Source organism: Streptosporangium amethystogenes, from assembly GCF_000721075.1.
Lineage (GTDB): Bacteria > Actinomycetota > Actinomycetes > Streptosporangiales > Streptosporangiaceae > Streptosporangium > Streptosporangium amethystogenes.
In genome coordinates, this window is record NZ_JOEQ01000001.1 from 64,206 (window position 1) to 80,679 (window position 16,474).

At 69.4% G+C, this 16,474-nt stretch carries 16 protein-coding genes; 9 read left to right on the top strand and 7 right to left on the bottom strand.

Translation table 11 applies throughout. The features are described from left to right. Positions 1-114 precede the first annotated feature (114 nt). Positions 115-948, top strand: coding sequence for a M23 family metallopeptidase (locus IG98_RS0100295; RefSeq protein ID WP_245651347.1), 834 nt, complete (start codon positions 115-117; stop codon positions 946-948). A gap of 13 nt (positions 949-961) precedes the next feature. Here IG98_RS0100295 and IG98_RS0100300 read toward each other — a convergent pair whose 3' ends face one another. The 5 genes from IG98_RS0100300 to IG98_RS0100320 all read right to left on the bottom strand — a co-directional run bounded on the left by IG98_RS0100300 (position 962) and on the right by IG98_RS0100320 (position 7,924). Continuing rightward, positions 962-2,194, bottom strand: coding sequence for a deoxyguanosinetriphosphate triphosphohydrolase (locus IG98_RS0100300; RefSeq protein ID WP_030903868.1), 1,233 nt, complete (start codon positions 2,192-2,194; stop codon positions 962-964). 211 nt (positions 2,195-2,405) lie between these two features. Beyond that, positions 2,406-5,048, bottom strand: coding sequence for a pyruvate, phosphate dikinase (gene ppdK / locus IG98_RS0100305; protein ID WP_030903870.1), 2,643 nt, complete (start codon positions 5,046-5,048; stop codon positions 2,406-2,408). Positions 5,049-5,362: 314 nt separating this feature from the next. Beyond that, positions 5,363-6,034 (bottom strand): response regulator transcription factor, encoded by a 672-nt coding sequence (locus tag IG98_RS0100310; RefSeq protein WP_030903872.1) that lies wholly within the window; start codon positions 6,032-6,034, stop codon positions 5,363-5,365. Positions 6,035-6,128: 94 nt separating this feature from the next. Further along, positions 6,129-7,514 (bottom strand): glycine--tRNA ligase, encoded by a 1,386-nt coding sequence (locus IG98_RS0100315; protein WP_030903874.1) that lies wholly within the window; start codon positions 7,512-7,514, stop codon positions 6,129-6,131. A gap of 131 nt (positions 7,515-7,645) precedes the next feature. After that, positions 7,646-7,924: an antibiotic biosynthesis monooxygenase family protein gene (locus IG98_RS0100320; protein WP_030903876.1), complete on the bottom strand. Its 279-nt coding sequence runs from the start codon at positions 7,922-7,924 to the stop codon at positions 7,646-7,648. 114 nt (positions 7,925-8,038) lie between these two features. Here IG98_RS0100320 and IG98_RS0100325 point away from each other — a divergent pair, with 114 nt between their 5' ends. From IG98_RS0100325 to IG98_RS0100350, 6 genes are all read left to right on the top strand, one after another. Then, positions 8,039-8,428: a DUF6703 family protein gene (locus IG98_RS0100325; protein WP_030903880.1), complete on the top strand. Its 390-nt coding sequence runs from the start codon at positions 8,039-8,041 to the stop codon at positions 8,426-8,428. A gap of 171 nt (positions 8,429-8,599) precedes the next feature. Beyond that, positions 8,600-9,583 (top strand): metal ABC transporter substrate-binding protein, encoded by a 984-nt coding sequence (locus IG98_RS0100330; RefSeq protein ID WP_030903883.1) that lies wholly within the window; start codon positions 8,600-8,602, stop codon positions 9,581-9,583. A 36-nt stretch (positions 9,584-9,619) separates the two neighbouring features. Continuing rightward, a complete protein-coding gene (locus IG98_RS0100335) occupies positions 9,620-10,372 on the top strand; it encodes a metal ABC transporter ATP-binding protein (RefSeq protein ID WP_051751290.1) in 753 nt (250 codons plus the stop codon). Next, positions 10,369-11,202: a metal ABC transporter permease gene (locus IG98_RS0100340; RefSeq protein ID WP_030903887.1), complete on the top strand. Its 834-nt coding sequence runs from the start codon at positions 10,369-10,371 to the stop codon at positions 11,200-11,202. Before IG98_RS0100335 ends, IG98_RS0100340 begins: the two co-directional genes overlap by 4 nt. Continuing rightward, positions 11,199-11,606 carry a Fur family transcriptional regulator gene (locus IG98_RS0100345; protein ID WP_030903889.1) on the top strand — a complete coding sequence of 136 codons (408 nt, stop codon included), beginning with the start codon at positions 11,199-11,201 and terminating at the stop codon, positions 11,604-11,606. Before IG98_RS0100340 ends, IG98_RS0100345 begins: the two co-directional genes overlap by 4 nt. Positions 11,607-11,842: 236 nt before the next feature. Further along, positions 11,843-12,391 carry a CGNR zinc finger domain-containing protein gene (locus IG98_RS0100350; RefSeq protein WP_030903893.1) on the top strand — a complete coding sequence of 183 codons (549 nt, stop codon included), beginning with the start codon at positions 11,843-11,845 and terminating at the stop codon, positions 12,389-12,391. Between the two features lie 63 nt (positions 12,392-12,454). Here the strand turns inward: IG98_RS0100350 and IG98_RS0100355 are convergent, their stop codons facing one another. After that, positions 12,455-13,234: an isoprenyl transferase gene (locus IG98_RS0100355; RefSeq protein WP_030903895.1), complete on the bottom strand. Its 780-nt coding sequence runs from the start codon at positions 13,232-13,234 to the stop codon at positions 12,455-12,457. Continuing rightward, positions 13,231-13,968: a DNA repair protein RecO gene (recO, locus tag IG98_RS0100360; RefSeq protein ID WP_030903898.1), complete on the bottom strand. Its 738-nt coding sequence runs from the start codon at positions 13,966-13,968 to the stop codon at positions 13,231-13,233. Before recO ends, IG98_RS0100355 begins: the two co-directional genes overlap by 4 nt. A gap of 188 nt (positions 13,969-14,156) precedes the next feature. On the opposite strand from recO, the gene IG98_RS54140 reads away from it, so the two are divergent. Both IG98_RS54140 and IG98_RS54145 read left to right on the top strand, forming a co-directional pair. Further along, on the top strand, positions 14,157-15,734 hold the full coding sequence (locus IG98_RS54140; protein ID WP_030903901.1) for a CDP-alcohol phosphatidyltransferase family protein: 1,578 nt from the start codon (positions 14,157-14,159) through the stop codon (positions 15,732-15,734). Next, a complete protein-coding gene (locus IG98_RS54145; RefSeq protein ID WP_030903903.1) occupies positions 15,731-16,438 on the top strand; it encodes a DUF5941 domain-containing protein in 708 nt (235 codons plus the stop codon). Before IG98_RS54140 ends, IG98_RS54145 begins: the two co-directional genes overlap by 4 nt. The last annotated feature ends 36 nt before the right edge of the window (positions 16,439-16,474 follow it).

Consider the following 16,474-nt stretch of genomic DNA (forward strand, 5'->3'; position numbering starts at 1 on the left):
TTCCCGAAGCGGTCGTGACCAACCATGACGTCGGTTACAAAGGTAAAGGCGGATTCTCGATAATGTACGCGGGTGGAGATCATGCGATCGGGGCATATAGCACGATTGGCCGCCGTGACAGGTGCGGTGCTCGTCACCGGAGCCTGCGCGTCGCCGGGTGGGGTGGCGGGCATCGGCACGGCGGCCCCGAGCTTCGAGTCCGAGGCCGTCGCCGGGGCACCGGCCTCGGTCACCGCGACCATGCCCGAGGCCACGCCGACCCCCGCCCCACAGACGGCGGTCGACCGTCCCAAGGCCGACCCCCCGGTGCGGGTTCCGCCGCCGAAGGTGTCCAAACACACCTATGTCTTCCCGGTGAAGGACTGCCCGGTCAACTACCAGAGCAGGCTTCTGGTGCTGCCCAAGACCACGATCTGGGCGGCCAAGGGCTGCTCCTTCGTCGCGCCGGTGAACGGCGTGGTCGACGAGGTCAACGTCAAGAACCGCTGGAAGCCGTCCACCGATCGCGGCGCCGACCGGGAGGGGCGCTTCGTCACGATCATCGGCGACGACGGCGTGCGCTACCTGGGCGGCCATCTGGACAAGGTCGCCCCGGAGGTCAGGCCGGGGGTGCGCGTCAGCGCCGGCCAGGCCCTGGGCCAGATCGGCAACTCGGGCAATGCCCGCTCCACGGCCAGCAACCTCTATTTCGCGATCTCCTGGAAGACCGATCCCTCACTGTGGTGGGTCCGCCGGGGCATGGTCAAGCCGTGGGACTATCTGAACGCCTGGCTGAAGGGCAACCCCACGTTCTCTCCGGCCGACGAGATGCGGGCCGTGATGAACCGGACCGGGGCGGCTCCCCGCTGCGTCACCCTCTGCGCGTCGAAGCCGGTGCCGACGAAGAAGCCCACCAAGAAGCCGGAAAAGCCCGAGGAGCAGGAGCAGATCACGCTGGGCGGCGGCTGAGCGCGACAGCGGGTCAGCGGCCCGCCAGGTGGCGGTGCCAGGCGACCGCGGAGGTGTCGGTGAGCGAGGCGATCTGGTCGATGACCACGCGGAGCCGATCGGCGTTCCCCGCCGCCCTGGTGAAGGCGGGCCTGAAAGCCGGTTCCAGGGTGCCGGGGGCACCCAGCATGATCTGGTGGGCCAGGTCGTGGATCAGCTCGCGCTGCCTGGCCTGGTTGGCGTTGTGCGCGTCGCTGGCCATCACATAGTGGGCGGTGACCCCCTTCAGCAACGCACACTCCAGCCGAGTGGCCCTGGGCACGATCAGGTCGGCGCTGTAGCGCCCGGCGGCCGGGCCGTACGCCTCACGGGTGGCCACCTCGGCGGACCTGCAGAAGTGGCCGATCAGCGAGCTGGTGAGCCCCTTGATCGCGGCGAGGTCGGTGAGCGAGCGGTCGAAGTGGCGGGGCCAGAGCGGCTGGGTGATCAGGCGCCCGAAGAGATCCTCCAGTTCGCCGGGCTCCGCGTCGGGGGCGTACCACTCGCGGGTGGTCGCGCAGACCTCGCGGCGCTCCGCCGGGTCGCGCATCGCCTCCAGCACCACGTTGCCCGAGTGAAGGGCGTCCTCCAGGTCGTGCACGGAGTAGGCGACGTCGTCGGCCCAGTCCATGATCTGGGCTTCGAAGCTGACCTGTCCCTCGGGTGCGCCCTCCCTGATCCACTCGAAGACCGGCAGGTCATCGTCGTAGACGCAGTACTTGGCGCTTCTTTCCCTGGTCCACGGGTACTTGACCGCCGCGTCCAGCGCGGCGCGGGTGAGGTTGAGGCCGGCGCTACGGCCGTCCTCGGTGACCACCTTGGCCTCCAGCCTGGTCAGCAGGCGCAGACTCTGCGCGTTGCCCTCGAAGCCACCGCACCCGGCGGCGAGTTCGTTGAGCGCCGTCTCCCCGTTATGGCCGAACGGCGGGTGGCCGAGGTCATGGGCCAGGCAGGCGGTCTCCACCAGGTCGGGGTTCCGGCCCAGCGTCTCACCCATCTCCCGGCCGATCTGCGCGCACTCCAGGGAGTGGGTCAGGCGGGTGCGGGGGATGTGCTGGCCGCTGCCGAAGGTCTCTCCCGGGCCGACGACCTGGGTCTTGGCGGCGAGCCGCCGCAGTCCGGCGCTGTGCAGCACGCGCGCCCGATCACGCCCGAACGGGTTTCTGCCAGGGTTGCCGGGAGGTTCCGGCACCCATCTGGCCTGGTCGTGTTCGTCATAGCCATGCATAAGTGCAGTGATTTTATCCGCGAAAGGAGAGCACTATGCGGAACGACGAGAAAACACCTGGTTACCGGGACCTGTGACCTTCGCCCCGGCTCGTACCGGACCCCGAGGCCGCCCCGGTGAGGTGGGGCGACCACGGGGCCCGGCTCCGCGGGTGTCGCCTCCCGCGGTACCGGAGACGGCACACCCGCGAAGTCCGGGTGAGATCCGAAGGTCAGCGAGTGTCGGATCCGGCGCCGGCCAGGGTGGCGCGAGCGGCCTCCAACCGGGCGACCGGGACACGGAACGGCGAGCAGGACACATAGTCCAGCCCCACCTGGTGGCAGAAGTGGATCGAGTCAGGGTCTCCGCCGTGCTCGCCGCAGATGCCCAGCTTCAGGTCGGGCCGGACCTTGCGGCCCTCCTCCACGGCGATGGTGACGAGCCTGCCGACGCCGTCACGGTCCAGGGTCTCGAACGGGGAGACGCCGAAGACGCCGAGCTCAAGGTATTTGGAGAAGAACGCCGCCTCGACGTCGTCGCGAGAGAAACCCCAGGTCATCTGGGTCAGGTCGTTGGTACCGAAGGAGAAGAACTGGGCGGCCTCGGCGATCTGGCCGGCGGTCAGCGCCGCGCGCGGCACCTCGATCATCGTACCGATCAGCGCCTCGACCCCGGCCTCGGCAAGGATCTGCCGTGCCTCGTCCTTGACATGCTCCAACTCCTGGACCGCGGCCACGAGCGGAATCATGATCTCCGCGCGGCTGCCGGGCACTGCCTTGGCCGCCGCCGCGATCGCCCGGACCTGCATGGCGAACACGCCGGGGATGACCAGGCCGAGCCGGACACCGCGCAGGCCCAGCATCGGGTTCTGCTCGTGGAGCCGCTTGAGCGCGGCCAGCAGCTCTCGGTCCTTCTGCTCCGCCCCGTCGCCCGCGAGGGCGACCTTCACCGACAGCTCGGTGAAGTCGGGCAGGAACTCGTGGAGCGGCGGGTCGATCAGGCGGATCGTGACGGGCAGCCCCTCCATCTCCTGGAAGATCCCGGTGAAGTCCGCCCTCTGCAGCGGCTCCAGCGCGGCCAGTGCCCGCTCACGCTCCTCGTCGGAGGTGGCCAGCACCAGGTCCTCGACCAGGCAGCGGCGCTCGCCGAGGAACATGTGCTCGGTACGGCAGAGCCCGATGCCCTGGGCACCGAACCGACGCGCCCTGGCGGAGTCCTCGGCGTTGTCGGCGTTGGCGCGCACGGCCATCCGGCGTACCTGGTCGGCGTGGGACATGATCCGGCGCACGGCGCCGACGAGCTCGTCGTCCTGGTCGCCCACACCCTCGAAGTACTCCACGACCGGGGAGGGGACCACGGGCACCTCGCCGAGGTAGACGGTCCCGCTGGTGCCGTCGATGGAGATGACGTCTCCCTCGGAGACCACGACACCGGAAGGCGTGGTGAACCTGCGGTCCTTGACCGAGACCTCCAGTTCCTCGGCCCCGCAGACGCAGGTCTTGCCCATGCCCCTGGCGACCACGGCGGCGTGCGAGGTCTTGCCGCCGCGGCTTGTCAGGACGCCCTGGGCGGCGATCATCCCGGCCAGGTCGTCGGGGGTGGTCTCCCTGCGGACCAGGATGACCGCCTCTCCCCGCGCGGCGAGCTCGACGGCCCGCTCGGTGGAGAAGACGGCCTTGCCGACGGCCGCGCCCGGCGAGGCGTTCATCCCCTTGGCGATCACCTCGCCACCGGAGTCGGCGGCGAAGCGGGGGAACATGAGCTGGGCGAGCTGGTCACCGGTCACCCGGGTCACGGCCTCGTCGAGGTTGATCAAACCCTGGTCGGCGAGCTGCACGGCGATGCGGAAGGCCGCGCCCGCGGTCCGCTTGCCCACCCGGGTCTGGAGCATCCAGAGCTTGCCGCGCTCGACGGTGAACTCGATGTCGCACAGATCCCGGTAGTGGTTCTCCAACGTCTCCATGATCCGCATGAGCTCGTCGTAGACGGCCTTGTCGAGGCTCTCCAGTTCCTGCAGCGGCATGGTGTTGCGGATGCCCGCGACCACGTCCTCGCCCTGGGCGTTCTGCAGGTAGTCGCCGTAGACGCCCTGCTGTCCCGAGCCGGGGTCGCGGGTGAAGGCCACACCGGTTCCGGAGTCCATGCCGCAGTTGCCGAAGACCATCGAACAGACGCTGACCGCCGTGCCCAGGTCGGCGGGGATACGTTCCTGACGACGGTAGAGGACGGCTCGCGGGGCGTTCCACGACTTGAACACGGCCTCCACCGCCATGCTCATCTGCCGGTGGGGGTCCGCGGGGAAGTCCTCGCCGGTCTGGGCACGGACGATGTCCTTGTAGGTCGCGACCAGGCGCCGGAAGTCGGCCGCCTCCAGTTCCAGGTCGGGGCGGCCGGCCTTGAGCTCCTCCAGCGCCTCGTCGAAAAGCTCGCCGTCGATGCCCTGGACGGTCTTGCCGAACATCTGGATGAGGCGCCGGTAGGAGTCCCAGGCGAAACGCTCGTTGCCGCTCGCCTGCTTGACCAGTCCGTGGACCGATTCGTCGTTCAGACCGATGTTGAGAACGGTCTCCATCATGCCGGGCATGGAGAACGCGGCCCCCGAGCGCACGCTCACCAGGAGCGGGTCATCGGCCTGGCCCAGCCGGCGTCCCATCTTGGCCTCCAGCGCTGCCAGGTGCGCGGAGACCTCCTCCTGCATTCCCTCGGGAATGACCCCGTCCCGCAGGAAGTTCTGGCATGCCTCGGTGGTGATGGTGAAGCCGGGGGGAACCGGCAGCCCGAGATTGGTCATCTCGGCGAGGTTTGCCCCCTTACCTCCGAGCAGACCCTTGAGATCTTTGTTGCCCTCGGTGAAGTCGTAAACGTACTTGGGCACGGTTGCTCCTTCTTCGACTTCAAAACCGGCGTCTGGTTCCGCCTCTCTGCGGACTCTACCGACGAACAAGGCGATGAAACGGCACCCATCAGGCAACACTGCATTTTCCCAGTTCAAGACAGGTGAACCGGTCTAATCCAATTCAAATCTGGATCAAATACACGCGGTTATTGATCACTTTGGGAATTGGTTTATACCAATTGGGGTAATCAATCTTCCCGGCATTCAACGCCGTTCACAGCGGGCCCGGCGACCGGCCAGGCATCGCACGGCGCGATACGGATCGGGCTTTTCATCGGGTGCGGGGAACGGCCTCAGGAACCCTCCCGCAGCCGGTACCCCCTACTGATCACGGTCTCGATCACGCCCTCGGCGCCGAGCTTGCGCCGTAGGTTGCCCACCGTCACCCGCACGGTGTTGGTGAAGGGGACGGCGCGCTCGCCCCAGACGTGTTCGAGCAGTTCCTCAGCCGAGACCACCTGCCCGCGGTGGACCATCAGGTGGCGCAGCACGCCGAACTCCTTCGGGGTGAGCCCCAGCTCCCGTCCCCGCGCCCGGGCCTCGGCCCTGGAGACGTCCAGCCGCAGGTCCCCCACCTGCAGGATCGCGGTGTCGTCGCCCTGCTCCCGGTGCGGCAGCGCGCGCACCCTGGCCAGCAGTTCGGGAAAGGCGAACGGTTTGACCAGGTAGTCGTCGGGCCCCTCGGCCAGCCCCAGAAGCCGGTCGTCCAGCCGGTCCCGCGCGGTCACCATGATGATCCGCGCGGTCCGGCCGTGGGCGGTCCTCCGCAGCGCGCGGCACAGCTCGAAGCCGTCACGGCCGGACAGGTCGAGGTCGAGCAGGACCACGTCGTACGGGTCGGCCTGCAACCTCTCCGCGGCCTGCGCCGTGTCCCGGGCGACGCAGACCGCGTAACCAGCCCGGACGAACCCCACCCGCAGGGCTTCGACCAGGTCTCTCTCATCCTCGACAACGAGCAGTCGCATGGTACGAACCTAGATCGTGCACGGCCCGAAACCCGGCTGCCCCCGCCGTCCCCGCCCCCCGTCGCTCCCCTGTCGTCGCGGGGCGGGCCTTTCCTCAGTCGTTGAGGTGCTGGCGGAGGTAGGACTCGACCTGGTCGAGGGCCACCCGCTTCTGGGCCATCGAGTCACGCTCGCGGATGGTCACCGCCTGGTCGTCGAGGGTGTCGAAGTCGACGGTGATGCAGAACGGCGTGCCGATCTCGTCCTGACGGCGGTAGCGGCGGCCGATCGCGCCCGCGTCGTCGAACTCGACGTTCCACCGGCGACGGAGCTGGGCGGCCAGGTCCTTGGCCTTGGGCGACAGATCGGCGTTGCGCGACAGCGGGAGCACCGCGACCTTGACCGGCGCGAGCCGGTGGTCGAGCCGCATGACCGTGCGCTTCTCCATGACGCCCTTGGCGTTGGGCGCCTCGTCCTCGGTGTAGGCGTCGATCAGGAAGGTGAGCGTGGCGCGGTCGACACCGGCGGCCGGCTCGATCACGTACGGGACGTAGCGCTCGCCGGTGTCCTGCTCGAAGAAGCTGAGGTCGGTGCCGGAGGCCTTGCCGTGCGCGGTCAGGTCGAAGTCCGTGCGGTTGGCGATGCCCTCCAGCTCGCCCCACTCACTGCCGGTGAAGTTGAAGCGGTACTCGATGTCGACGGTCCGCTTGGAGTAGTGCGACAGCTTCTCCTGCGGGTGCTCGTAGATACGCAGGTTCTCGGGGTTGATGCCCAGGTCGGTGTACCAGCGGAAGCGCTCGTCGATCCAGTACTGGTGCCACTCCTCGTCACTGCCCGGCTTGACGAAGAACTCCATCTCCATCTGCTCGAACTCACGGGTGCGGAAGATGAAGTTGCCCGGGGTGATCTCGTTGCGGAACGACTTGCCGATCTGGCCGATACCGAACGGGATCTTCCTGCGCGCCGACTGCTGCACGTTGAGGTAGTTGATGAAGATGCCCTGGGCGGTCTCCGGCCGCAGGTAGGCGAGGCCCGACTCGTCCTCGACCGCGCCGAGGTAGGTCTTCAGCAGGCCGCTGAACTGCTTGGGCTGGGTGAAGGAGCCCTTGTTGCCGCAGTTGGGGCAGGTGATGTCGGCCAGGCCGTTGACGGGCTCCTTCCCGTGTTTCTCCTGGTACGCCTCTTCGAGGTGGTCGGCGCGGTAGCGCTTGTGACACGCCTGGCACTCGGTCAGCGGGTCGGTGAAGGTGTCCACGTGGCCGCTGGCCTGCCACACCTCACGGGCCAGAATCACACAGGAGTCGAGACCGACCACGTCGTCACGGCCCTGCACCACGGTCTTCCACCACTGCCGCTTCACGTTGTTCTTGAGCTCCACGCCCAGTGGACCGTAGTCCCACGACGCGCGCAGGCCGCCGTAGATCTCGCTGGAGGGGTACACAAGACCGCGCCGCTTGGCGAGGCTGACGATGGTGTCCATGATGTCCGTACGGCGTGCCATAAGGGAAAATCTCCATCCGGCTGGAGGTCGGCGAGGAATTGATTGAACATCCAGCTTAGGGGAGACGGACCCGCGGGACGTGCGGATAAACCATGACGCCCGCCTCACTCCGGCAAAGCTTCCGCGGAATCTCAGGGACGGTCGACGTCCTCGAACGCGCTCGGCTCGTTGATCATGAGTGTCATCAGCGGATACATCGCCATCCGCGCCGCGCCCAGCGCCCTGCGGTAGAACCCGGCGCCCTCCCACTCGCTGACCAGCGCCCACAGCTCCGGCTCGTCCACCGATCTGGACACCCTGCCGCGCAGGTAACCCGGCTGCCCGGCCAGCGTGTCGACGATCTCGTGGGCCCGGGCCAGGAACTCCTCGGTCTGGCCGGGCGGCACCGAATAACGGATGAGAGCGAGCATCCGCCCAGCATGCCAGAGCCCGCCTCCGGCCCCGTACCGGCGGGGCACGAGCCGCGGTGTCGTAGCGGGCATCGGGGCGTGTCACGGCGGGGGCCGTGGCGTTAGGCTCGGCCTGTGGCCGACAAGCACGGGAAACGCCCCGCACATCCGCTGGCACAGCCCCGACGCCCGCGAGGCGGGCGTCCGCTGCCCGCGGGCGAGCAGTTCTTCACGCCGGGGGCGACCGGGCTGCGGCGCGAGGCCGAGCGGCGCAGCGCGGCCCCGCTCGTCTTCCTGTTCCAGCTCCCCCGCTGGATCGCCCCGGTGCTGCTGGTGATCCTCCTGTTGATCGGCTTCGCGGTGGCCTCCTTCTGGGGTGGCGTCGCCGTGCTTCCGGTGATCGGGTTCGTCGGCTGGCTCGCCTACATGTCGTGGCCGTCCCTGGGGGCCGGGGGCCGCCTGCTCCGCGTCGTGCTGCTCACCTTCCTGATCCTGCTCGCCGCCGACCGCTTCGGCGCCTTCTGACGTCGCCCGGCCCTCGCCACCCGCATCGCGCCCCCGGGCCTCGCGGTGACCGTACGCCGTCGCGCCGGGGGCGGCCGGGCTGACGCGGAGGCCCCCGTCCGCGGGGCCGACGATCATCGAGCCCGCAGATGATTTTGACAACCATTTTCATTTGCGCGCATACTGGATGACATGATGTCCGAGTCCTCCCGACGTATCCGTATACGTAACGCGAGCCTGGTCGCGGCTACCGCCCTTGTCGCCACCGCCGCCACCGCCGCCTGCGGTGCCGAAATCGGCTCGGCCGGTGAAGCGCCCGGGGGGGCGTCAGGCGTCTCCGCAGCGGGGAAGCCCGTCGTCACCGCGGCGATGTATCCCCTGCAGTGGCTCGCCGAGCAGGTCGGCGGCCCCGACGTGACGGTCACCGGCCTGACCAAGCCCGGCGTCGAGCCACACGACCTGGAGCTCTCTCCGCTCCAGGTCGCCGGGTTGCAGGAGACGAGACTGGTCGTCTACATCAAGGGCATCCAGCCCGCCGTGGACGAGGCGGTCGAACAGCACGCCGCCGACCGGAGCTTCGAGGTGGCCACCTCGGTCCCGACCCTGCCCCCGGCCGGGGAGGAGGGCCACGAAGGCGAGGAGGGACACGGCCACGACGAGATCGGCTACGACCCCCATCTCTGGCTCGACCCGGCCCGCTTCGCGACGGTCGCCACCCGGCTCGGCGAAAGACTCGCCGCCGCCGACCCCGCGCACGCGCAGGGTTACCGGGAGCGGGCCGCCGAAGCCGCGGCCGGCCTCACCGCCCTGGACGGCGAGCTGGCCAAGGGCCTGGCCACCTGCTCCTCACGCGCGATCGTCACCAGCCACGCCGCGTTCGGTTATCTCGCCAACCGCTACCGGCTCCACCAGATCGGCATCAGCGGAATCGATCCCGAGGCCGAGCCCTCTCCCGCCCGCCTCGCTGAAGTGGCAAAAGTGGCCAAGCAGGAGAAAGTGACTACGATTTTCACCGAGACCCTCGTCAGCCCCAAGGTCGCCGAAGTTCTCGCCCAGGAGGTCGGTGCGAAGACCGCGGTCCTCGACCCGGTCGAAAGCCAGCCGGCGAACGGCGACTACCCGTCTGCCATGCGCCGGAACCTTGAAGTCCTCCAATCTGCGCTCAGCTGCTCGTAAGGGCCACACGTGACATCCAGCAAAACGGTTTTCACCATGAGCGGCGGCCGGGTCAACCTGGACCGCCGCCCGGTGCTCCGCGGGATCGACCTGTCCGTCGAACCCGGTGAGGCGGTGGCCGTGCTCGGCGCGAACGGGTCGGGGAAGTCCACCCTCATCCGCGCCCTGCTCGGCCTCATCCCCCTGTCCGGCGGCGAGACCCTCCTGTACGACAGGCCCCCCGCCCGGTTCCGCGAGTGGTGGCGGATCGGCTACGTGCCCCAGCGGCTCTCGGTGGGCGGCGGCGTGCCGACCACGATCCGCGAGATCGTCGCCTCTGGACGGATCGCCAGGCAGCGGCGCCTGCGGCCGACCAGCGCGGCCGACCGGGAGGCGACAGGCCGGGCGCTGGCCGCCGTCGGCCTGGCCCATCGCGCCTCCGACCCGGTGCAGGCCCTGTCCGGCGGCCAGCAGCAGCGGGTGCTGATCGCCCGCGCCCTCGCCGGAGAACCGGACACCTTCGTCATGGACGAACCCACCGCCGGCGTCGACTCCGAGAGCCAGAAGCTCCTCGCCGAGACCCTGTCCGTACTCGTGGAGCAGGGCAAGACGGTCCTGCTGGTCGCGCACGAGCTCGGCCCGCTGGAACCTCTGATCACCCGCGCGGTGGTCCTGCGGGACGGGTACGTCTGCCACGACGGCCCGCCGCCCCACGCCGTCGGCACCCACGCGCTGCCCGGCCACGACCACGTACACCCGCACGCCGAGGAGGAGCCGGTGAGCCCGCTCGACTGGAGACCCATCTCGTGATCGAGCTTCTGCAGTTCGACTTCATGCGGCGGGCGCTGATCGCCGCCCTCCTCGTCGGCCTGGTCGCGCCCGCCATCGGCACGTTCATGGTCCAGCGCCGCCTGGCCCTGCTGGGCGACGGCATCGGGCACGTCGCGCTGACCGGCGTGGCCCTGGGCTTCCTGACCGGGACCGCCCCGGTGCTGACCGCCGTGCTGGTCTCCGTGCTCGGCGCCGTGGCCATCGAACTGGTCCGCGCGCGCGGCAGGACCAGCGGTGACGTGGCACTCGCGCTGCTGTTCTACGGTGGCATCGCCGGAGGCGTACTGCTCATCTCGCTGGCCCCTGGCGGTAGCAACGCCACCTTGACGTCCTACCTGTTCGGCTCGATCAGCAGCGTTCCCGTCGAGGACGTGTGGGTGATCGGTCTGCTGGCGGCGGCGGTCCTCGGCGTGCTGGTCGTCTTCGGGCGGGAGCTCTACGTGCTCTCCCAGGACGAGGAGGTCGCCAGGGCCAGCGGCCTGCCGGTCCGCTTCCTCAGCCTGCTGATCGCCGTGACCGCCGCGCTGACCGTGGTCATCGCCATGCGCGTGGTGGGACTGCTGCTGGTCAGCGCGCTGATGGTGGTGCCGGTGGCGACCAGCCAGCAGCTCACCCGGGGTTTCACGAGCACGATGCTGCTCTCCATGCTTTTCGGGATGATTTCCACGGTCGGCGGCCTGACCTCATCCTTCTACGTCGAGGTCCCGCCGGGCGCGGTCATCGTGATCGTTGCTCTCACGGGGTTCGTCCTCGCCCTCGGGCTCGGTAGATTCATACGCCGAAGTCGACCTCAGGAGTCCACCCCATGAGCAACAGGCGTGATGCCGTCCACGCGGTCCTCCGTCAGAGCGAGGGTTTCCGCAGCGCGCAGGACGTCTACGCGGAGATGCGCGCGGAAGGCGCCAAGATCGGACTGACCACCGTCTACCGGGCGCTCCAGGCGCTCGCCGACACCGGTCACGTCGACGTGCTGAGAACCGACGACGGCGAGTCGGTCTACCGGGCGTGCGCCAGCGGCGACCACCACCACCACCTGGTCTGCCGCACCTGCGGCCGTACGGTGGAGGTGGCCGGACCCGCGGTGGAACGCTGGGCCGAGGCCATCGGCTCCGAGCACGGGTTCACCGAGATCACCCATACCGTGGAGGTCTTCGGGACCTGCGCCGTCTGCTCCACGGCCGCCAGACCGGCCCGTACGCCGAGTCGCGCCTGAGCCCGCCGGGATCCCTGGCGGGCCGGGTCCCGGGCAGCCGATCCGGGCGACATCGCGAACGCGGCGGGGCGCACCGACGCGGCGCCGCTGAAGATCACGCCCGCCGGGCGCTCACATGGCATGCCATCGCGATGTGAGTGCGAGAGAGAAGACACGAAGGTCCACCGGAGAGATACGCTTCCGACACGGCAAGCCACCGCGAGCCCACGCTGTAACCGCTCTCTACAGGAGTCAACATGCCATTCGGACATGACATGGTGCACTCACTCGCCACCGCGGTCGACCTGGTCAACACCTCCCCCTCCACCGGAGGCGAGGACACCCTTACCGACCTGCGGGAACTCGGCGACTTCGTGGCACGCTGGGAGGTCAGCGGGATCGGTGAACTGGACGCCACCGACCTGGCCCAGGTGCGCGCCCTGCGCGAGGCCTTCCACAAGGTCTTCACCGCCCCGGACCAGCCCACCGCGGTCATCCGGCTGAACACCTTGCTGAGCGGGACCCGCATCACCCCGCGCCTGGCGGAGCACGATGGCCACCCCCTGCACGTCCACTACTTCGCGCCGGACGCCTCACTCCACGAGCACCTGGCGGCCGACATCGGGGTCGCCCTGGCCCACCTGCTCGTCGAGGACGAGTGGGAGCGCCTGCGTACCTGCTCGGCGCCGGACTGCGACCATGTCTTCGTGGACGAGTCCCGCAACCGCTCGCGGGTCTACTGTGACAGCCGCACCTGCGGGAACCGGATGCATGTGGCCGCCTACCGCGCGCGACGCCGGGCCTGACGTCACCCTCCGCGTTCGGCCGGGCGCACCTCTCGGCACGTCGAGGGCGCCCGGGACACGCCGTTATTCCGCGACCGTGTTCGGCACGGCTCCGCCGTACCTCCTGTCGCGCTTGGCGTACGTCTCGCAGGCCTCCCACAGATCACGGCGGTCGAAGTCGGGCCAGAGGCGGTTGAGGAAGACCATCTCGGCGTACGCCGTCTGCCAGATCAGGAAGTTGGAGATGCGCTGCTCGCCGGAGGAGCGCACGAACAGGTCGACGTCGGGGATCTGCGGCTCGTCCAGGTAGCGGGCGAAGGTCTCCTCCTTCACCCTGCCCGGCTTGACCTTCCCCTCGGCGATGTCCTGCGCCAGGCGCAGGGCTGCGTCCACGATCTCGGCACGGCCGCCGTAGTTGACGCAGAACTGCAGGGTCAGCGTGGAGTTGCCCTCGGTCATCCGCTCGGCGTCGCGCAGTTCCTGGATGACGCTCCGCCACAGCCGTCCGGGGCGGCCCGCCCAGCGGACCCGCACGCCCATCGCGTGGAGCTGGTCCCTGCGGCGGCGGATGACGTCGCGGTTGAAACCCATCAGGAAACGGACCTCGTCAGGGGAGCGCTTCCAGTTCTCCGTGGAGAAGGCGTAGGCCGACAGGTAGGGGATGCCGAGCTCGATCGCCCCCTCGATCACGTCGAAGAGCGACGCCTCGCCCGCCTTGTGCCCCTCGGTACGGGGCAGGCCACGCTGCTTGGCCCACCGGCCGTTGCCGTCCATCACGATCGCCACATGCCGTGGCACGAGGCCGCGCGGGATCGCGGGCGGGGTCGCGCCGGAGGGGTGCGGGACGGGCGGGCGGACGTTCACGTGGCGGGCTCCCTTTCTACGTGTCGAAGAGAGCGTATGCCGTGTTCGAGGTGCCATTGGAGGTACGCGGCGACCAGGCCGCTGCACTCGGCCCGGTGCCTGGCCCCCGAGGCGTCGGCGGTGGGCCAGTCCCCCTTGAGGAGCGCGACCATCAGGGCCAGGGTCTCCCCCTCGGGGACCGCCGCGCCCGCGGGGCGGCAGGCCCCGCACACCACGCCGCCGGCCACGATGGCGAAGGCCCGCACCGAGACCGCCTTGCAGCGGGCGCAGGCCTCCAGGGCGGGGGCGTAACCGGCGACCGCGAGAGAGCGCAGGAAGTAGGCGTCCAGGACCAGCCTGGCCTCGTGGGCGCCGGAACCGAGCGTGCGCAGGCCGCCGACCAGTAGCAGGAACTGGCGGAGGGCCGGCTCCTTCTCTCCCATGATCAGACGGTCGGCGGTCTCCAGCATCGCGGTTCCCGCCGTGTAGCGCGGGTAGTCCGCGACGAGCGGCCGGCCGTACGACTGGATGGTCTCGGCCTGGGTGATCACGTCGAGGGTGCGTCCGGTGTGCAGCTGGAGATCGACATGGGTGAACGGTTCCAGCCGGCTGCCAAATCGTGATGTGGTGCGCCGGACGCCCTTGGCGACCCCCCGGATCTTGCCCATCCGCCGGGTCAGGACCGTGACGATGCGATCGGCCTCGCCCAGCTTGTGGGTGCGCAGCACGATGCCGTCATCACGGTACAGACTCACCCGCACAGTGTAGTGACAGTGTGCTGGGGGCGTGGGACGGTTCACTTGGCAGAGGTGCAACCATGATCAAACGACACGGATAGATCACTGGTGCGTGTTGTTCGCCCAAAACTCACTAAACTTTGGCCTCCGACGCAACGTATCCTCCGCTACACCGCCTCACACCCGTCTCCGCACGAAAGGGTGCCATGCCCCGCGTGGTCCTGCTGGGCTCATCGCCCGGCCCCGATGCCGCTACCGGCCAGGCGACGCCGCCCGCCGCGTTGACCCTGCCCGCGCTCGCCGGCTGCCCCACGGTGATCGGCAAGCTGCACGGCCAGCTCGCCTCGCTCGACTCCGAGCCGGTGACGATCGCCCGATCGAGCGAGGCCGCCGCCTACCGCGGTTTCCCCGGCAGGCTCGTCGAGACCTCCGACCTGGCCGGCGATCTGCGCGCCCTGGCCGACGCGGTCGAGGACTCCACCGAGAACCTGCTCATCCTGCCCGCCAACTCGCTGATCCACGACGAGCTGATCTACCAGATCACCAAGTCGAAGCGCGGAGCGCTCGCGCTGATCGTCAGGGAGCCGCGGGAGGAGGACGAGAACGGCGACGCCATCGTCCCCGACGTCCCGATCGAGGAGGCGTCGCCGGAGATCGGCGACCGGACGCTGGAGGGCCTGCCCGTCCGGGTGCGGGCCCGCAAGTCCCGCGTGATCTCGGTGGGCTCGGCCTTCCACGCGGTGACCAGGCCCAACGCGGTCCTGCTCGGCCCGCTGCACCTGCACCACAAGCACGCTCCCGTCCTCGCCGAGGCCGCCCGCGAGCTGGCCGACCTGGCCCACCTGCTGGGCCCCGACGACGACCTGGTCCAGTTGCTGGTCCTGTGCCTGGTCCGCAAGGGCGTCTCGGTCGGCGTCCGCGGCCGTCGGGACCTGTTCTTCCGCCGGGTGTCCACTGCCGAGCAGGCCACCGAGGCCGTGGCCGAGATGTCCACGTTCAACGAGGACCGGGCCAGGCTGAACAACGCGGTGAAGGGCGCCGACGGTTTCTTCACCACCTACTTCGTCAGCACCTACTCCCGGTTCATCGCCCGCTGGGCGGCCAGGCGGGGGCTGACCCCCAACCAGGTCACGCTGATCTCGATCGCGCTGGGTGTGGCCGCGGCGCTCTGCTTCGCCACCGGCGAGCGGGCCGGGATGGTCGCGGGCGGTGTGCTGATCTACTTCGCGTTCGTGTTCGACTGCGTGGACGGCCAGGTGGCGCGGTACGCCCGCAAGTTCGGCGTGCTCGGGGCGTGGCTGGACGCGACCTTCGACCGGTTCAAGGAGTACGTGGTCTTCGCCGGTCTGGCGGTCGGCGCGGCGGTCTCAGGTGTGGGCGACGTGTGGACGCTGGCGCTGATCGCGCTCGGTGTGCAGTCCATCAAGCACCTGCTCGACTTCTCCTACGGCGCGGCGAACCGGCGCAAGCCCCCGTCGCCGCTGCCCTCGGTCCCGCTGTCGGTCAGCGCGGACACCGGTCTTCGCCAGGCGCTGGAGCAGCGCAGGGTCGCCCAGGCCGGCGGGATCCGCAACCTGCTGAAGATGTGGGGCAGGGCCGGCAGGTTCCGGGCCGTGCACTGGGCCCGCAAGATGATCGTGTTCCCCATCGGTGAGCGCTTCGCCGCCATCGCGATCGTCAGCGCCCTGTTCGACGCCAGGATCACCTTCCTGACACTGATCATCTGGGGTGGCATCGGCGCCGCCTACTCGCTCACCGGACGCCTGATGAGGTCTCTCGCATGATCACCCAGCCACAGACCGTCCCCGCTCCGGACCCGTACGAGGAGCGGCTGCGCGTCCAGACCGCACGGTTGCTCGCCTACCGCGACGACGGCCCGCTGGTGACGCTGCTGCGTGACAAGGTCGGCCCCGGGCTGCCCCCGGTGCCCGCCACGCTCGCCGCACTGCTGGCGATCATCGCGATGGCGGTGACCGGGATGCTGGTGGACGGGCCGATCCTGCTCGTCCCGGTGCTGATCATGATCGTCCTGGTGCTGCCCACCGCGGCCCGTGACCATCTCGGCAAGCTCGACTGGCTGGCGCCGCCGCTGATCCGCGGGGCCGAGTTCCTCACGATCATCCTGATCGGCCTGGCGGCCGACGCGCCCAAGTGGCTGCTGTACGTGCTGATCTACGTGATCGGCTACCACACCTACGACACGGTGTACCGGACGCGGCAGAGCATCTGGCCGGCCCCCTGGGTCTTCCGCGCCGGCCTGGGCTGGGAGCTCAGGCTGCTGCTGATCGGCGCCGGTGCCGCGCTGGGCGTGCTGACCTGGGTGCTGGCCGCCCTCACCGTCTACCTCGGTGTGCTGTTCGCCGTCGAGAGCGTGACGAGCTGGGTCGGCCTGGACAAGCAGACGGCGCTCGCCCAGGCGGGCGACGACCTGGAGGCCTCTCCCGAGGAGGCCCAGGAGCAGGCCACCGGCGAGGCCGAGCAGACCTGACCTGAGATCTCCCCCATCGCGGATGCCGCCGGACAG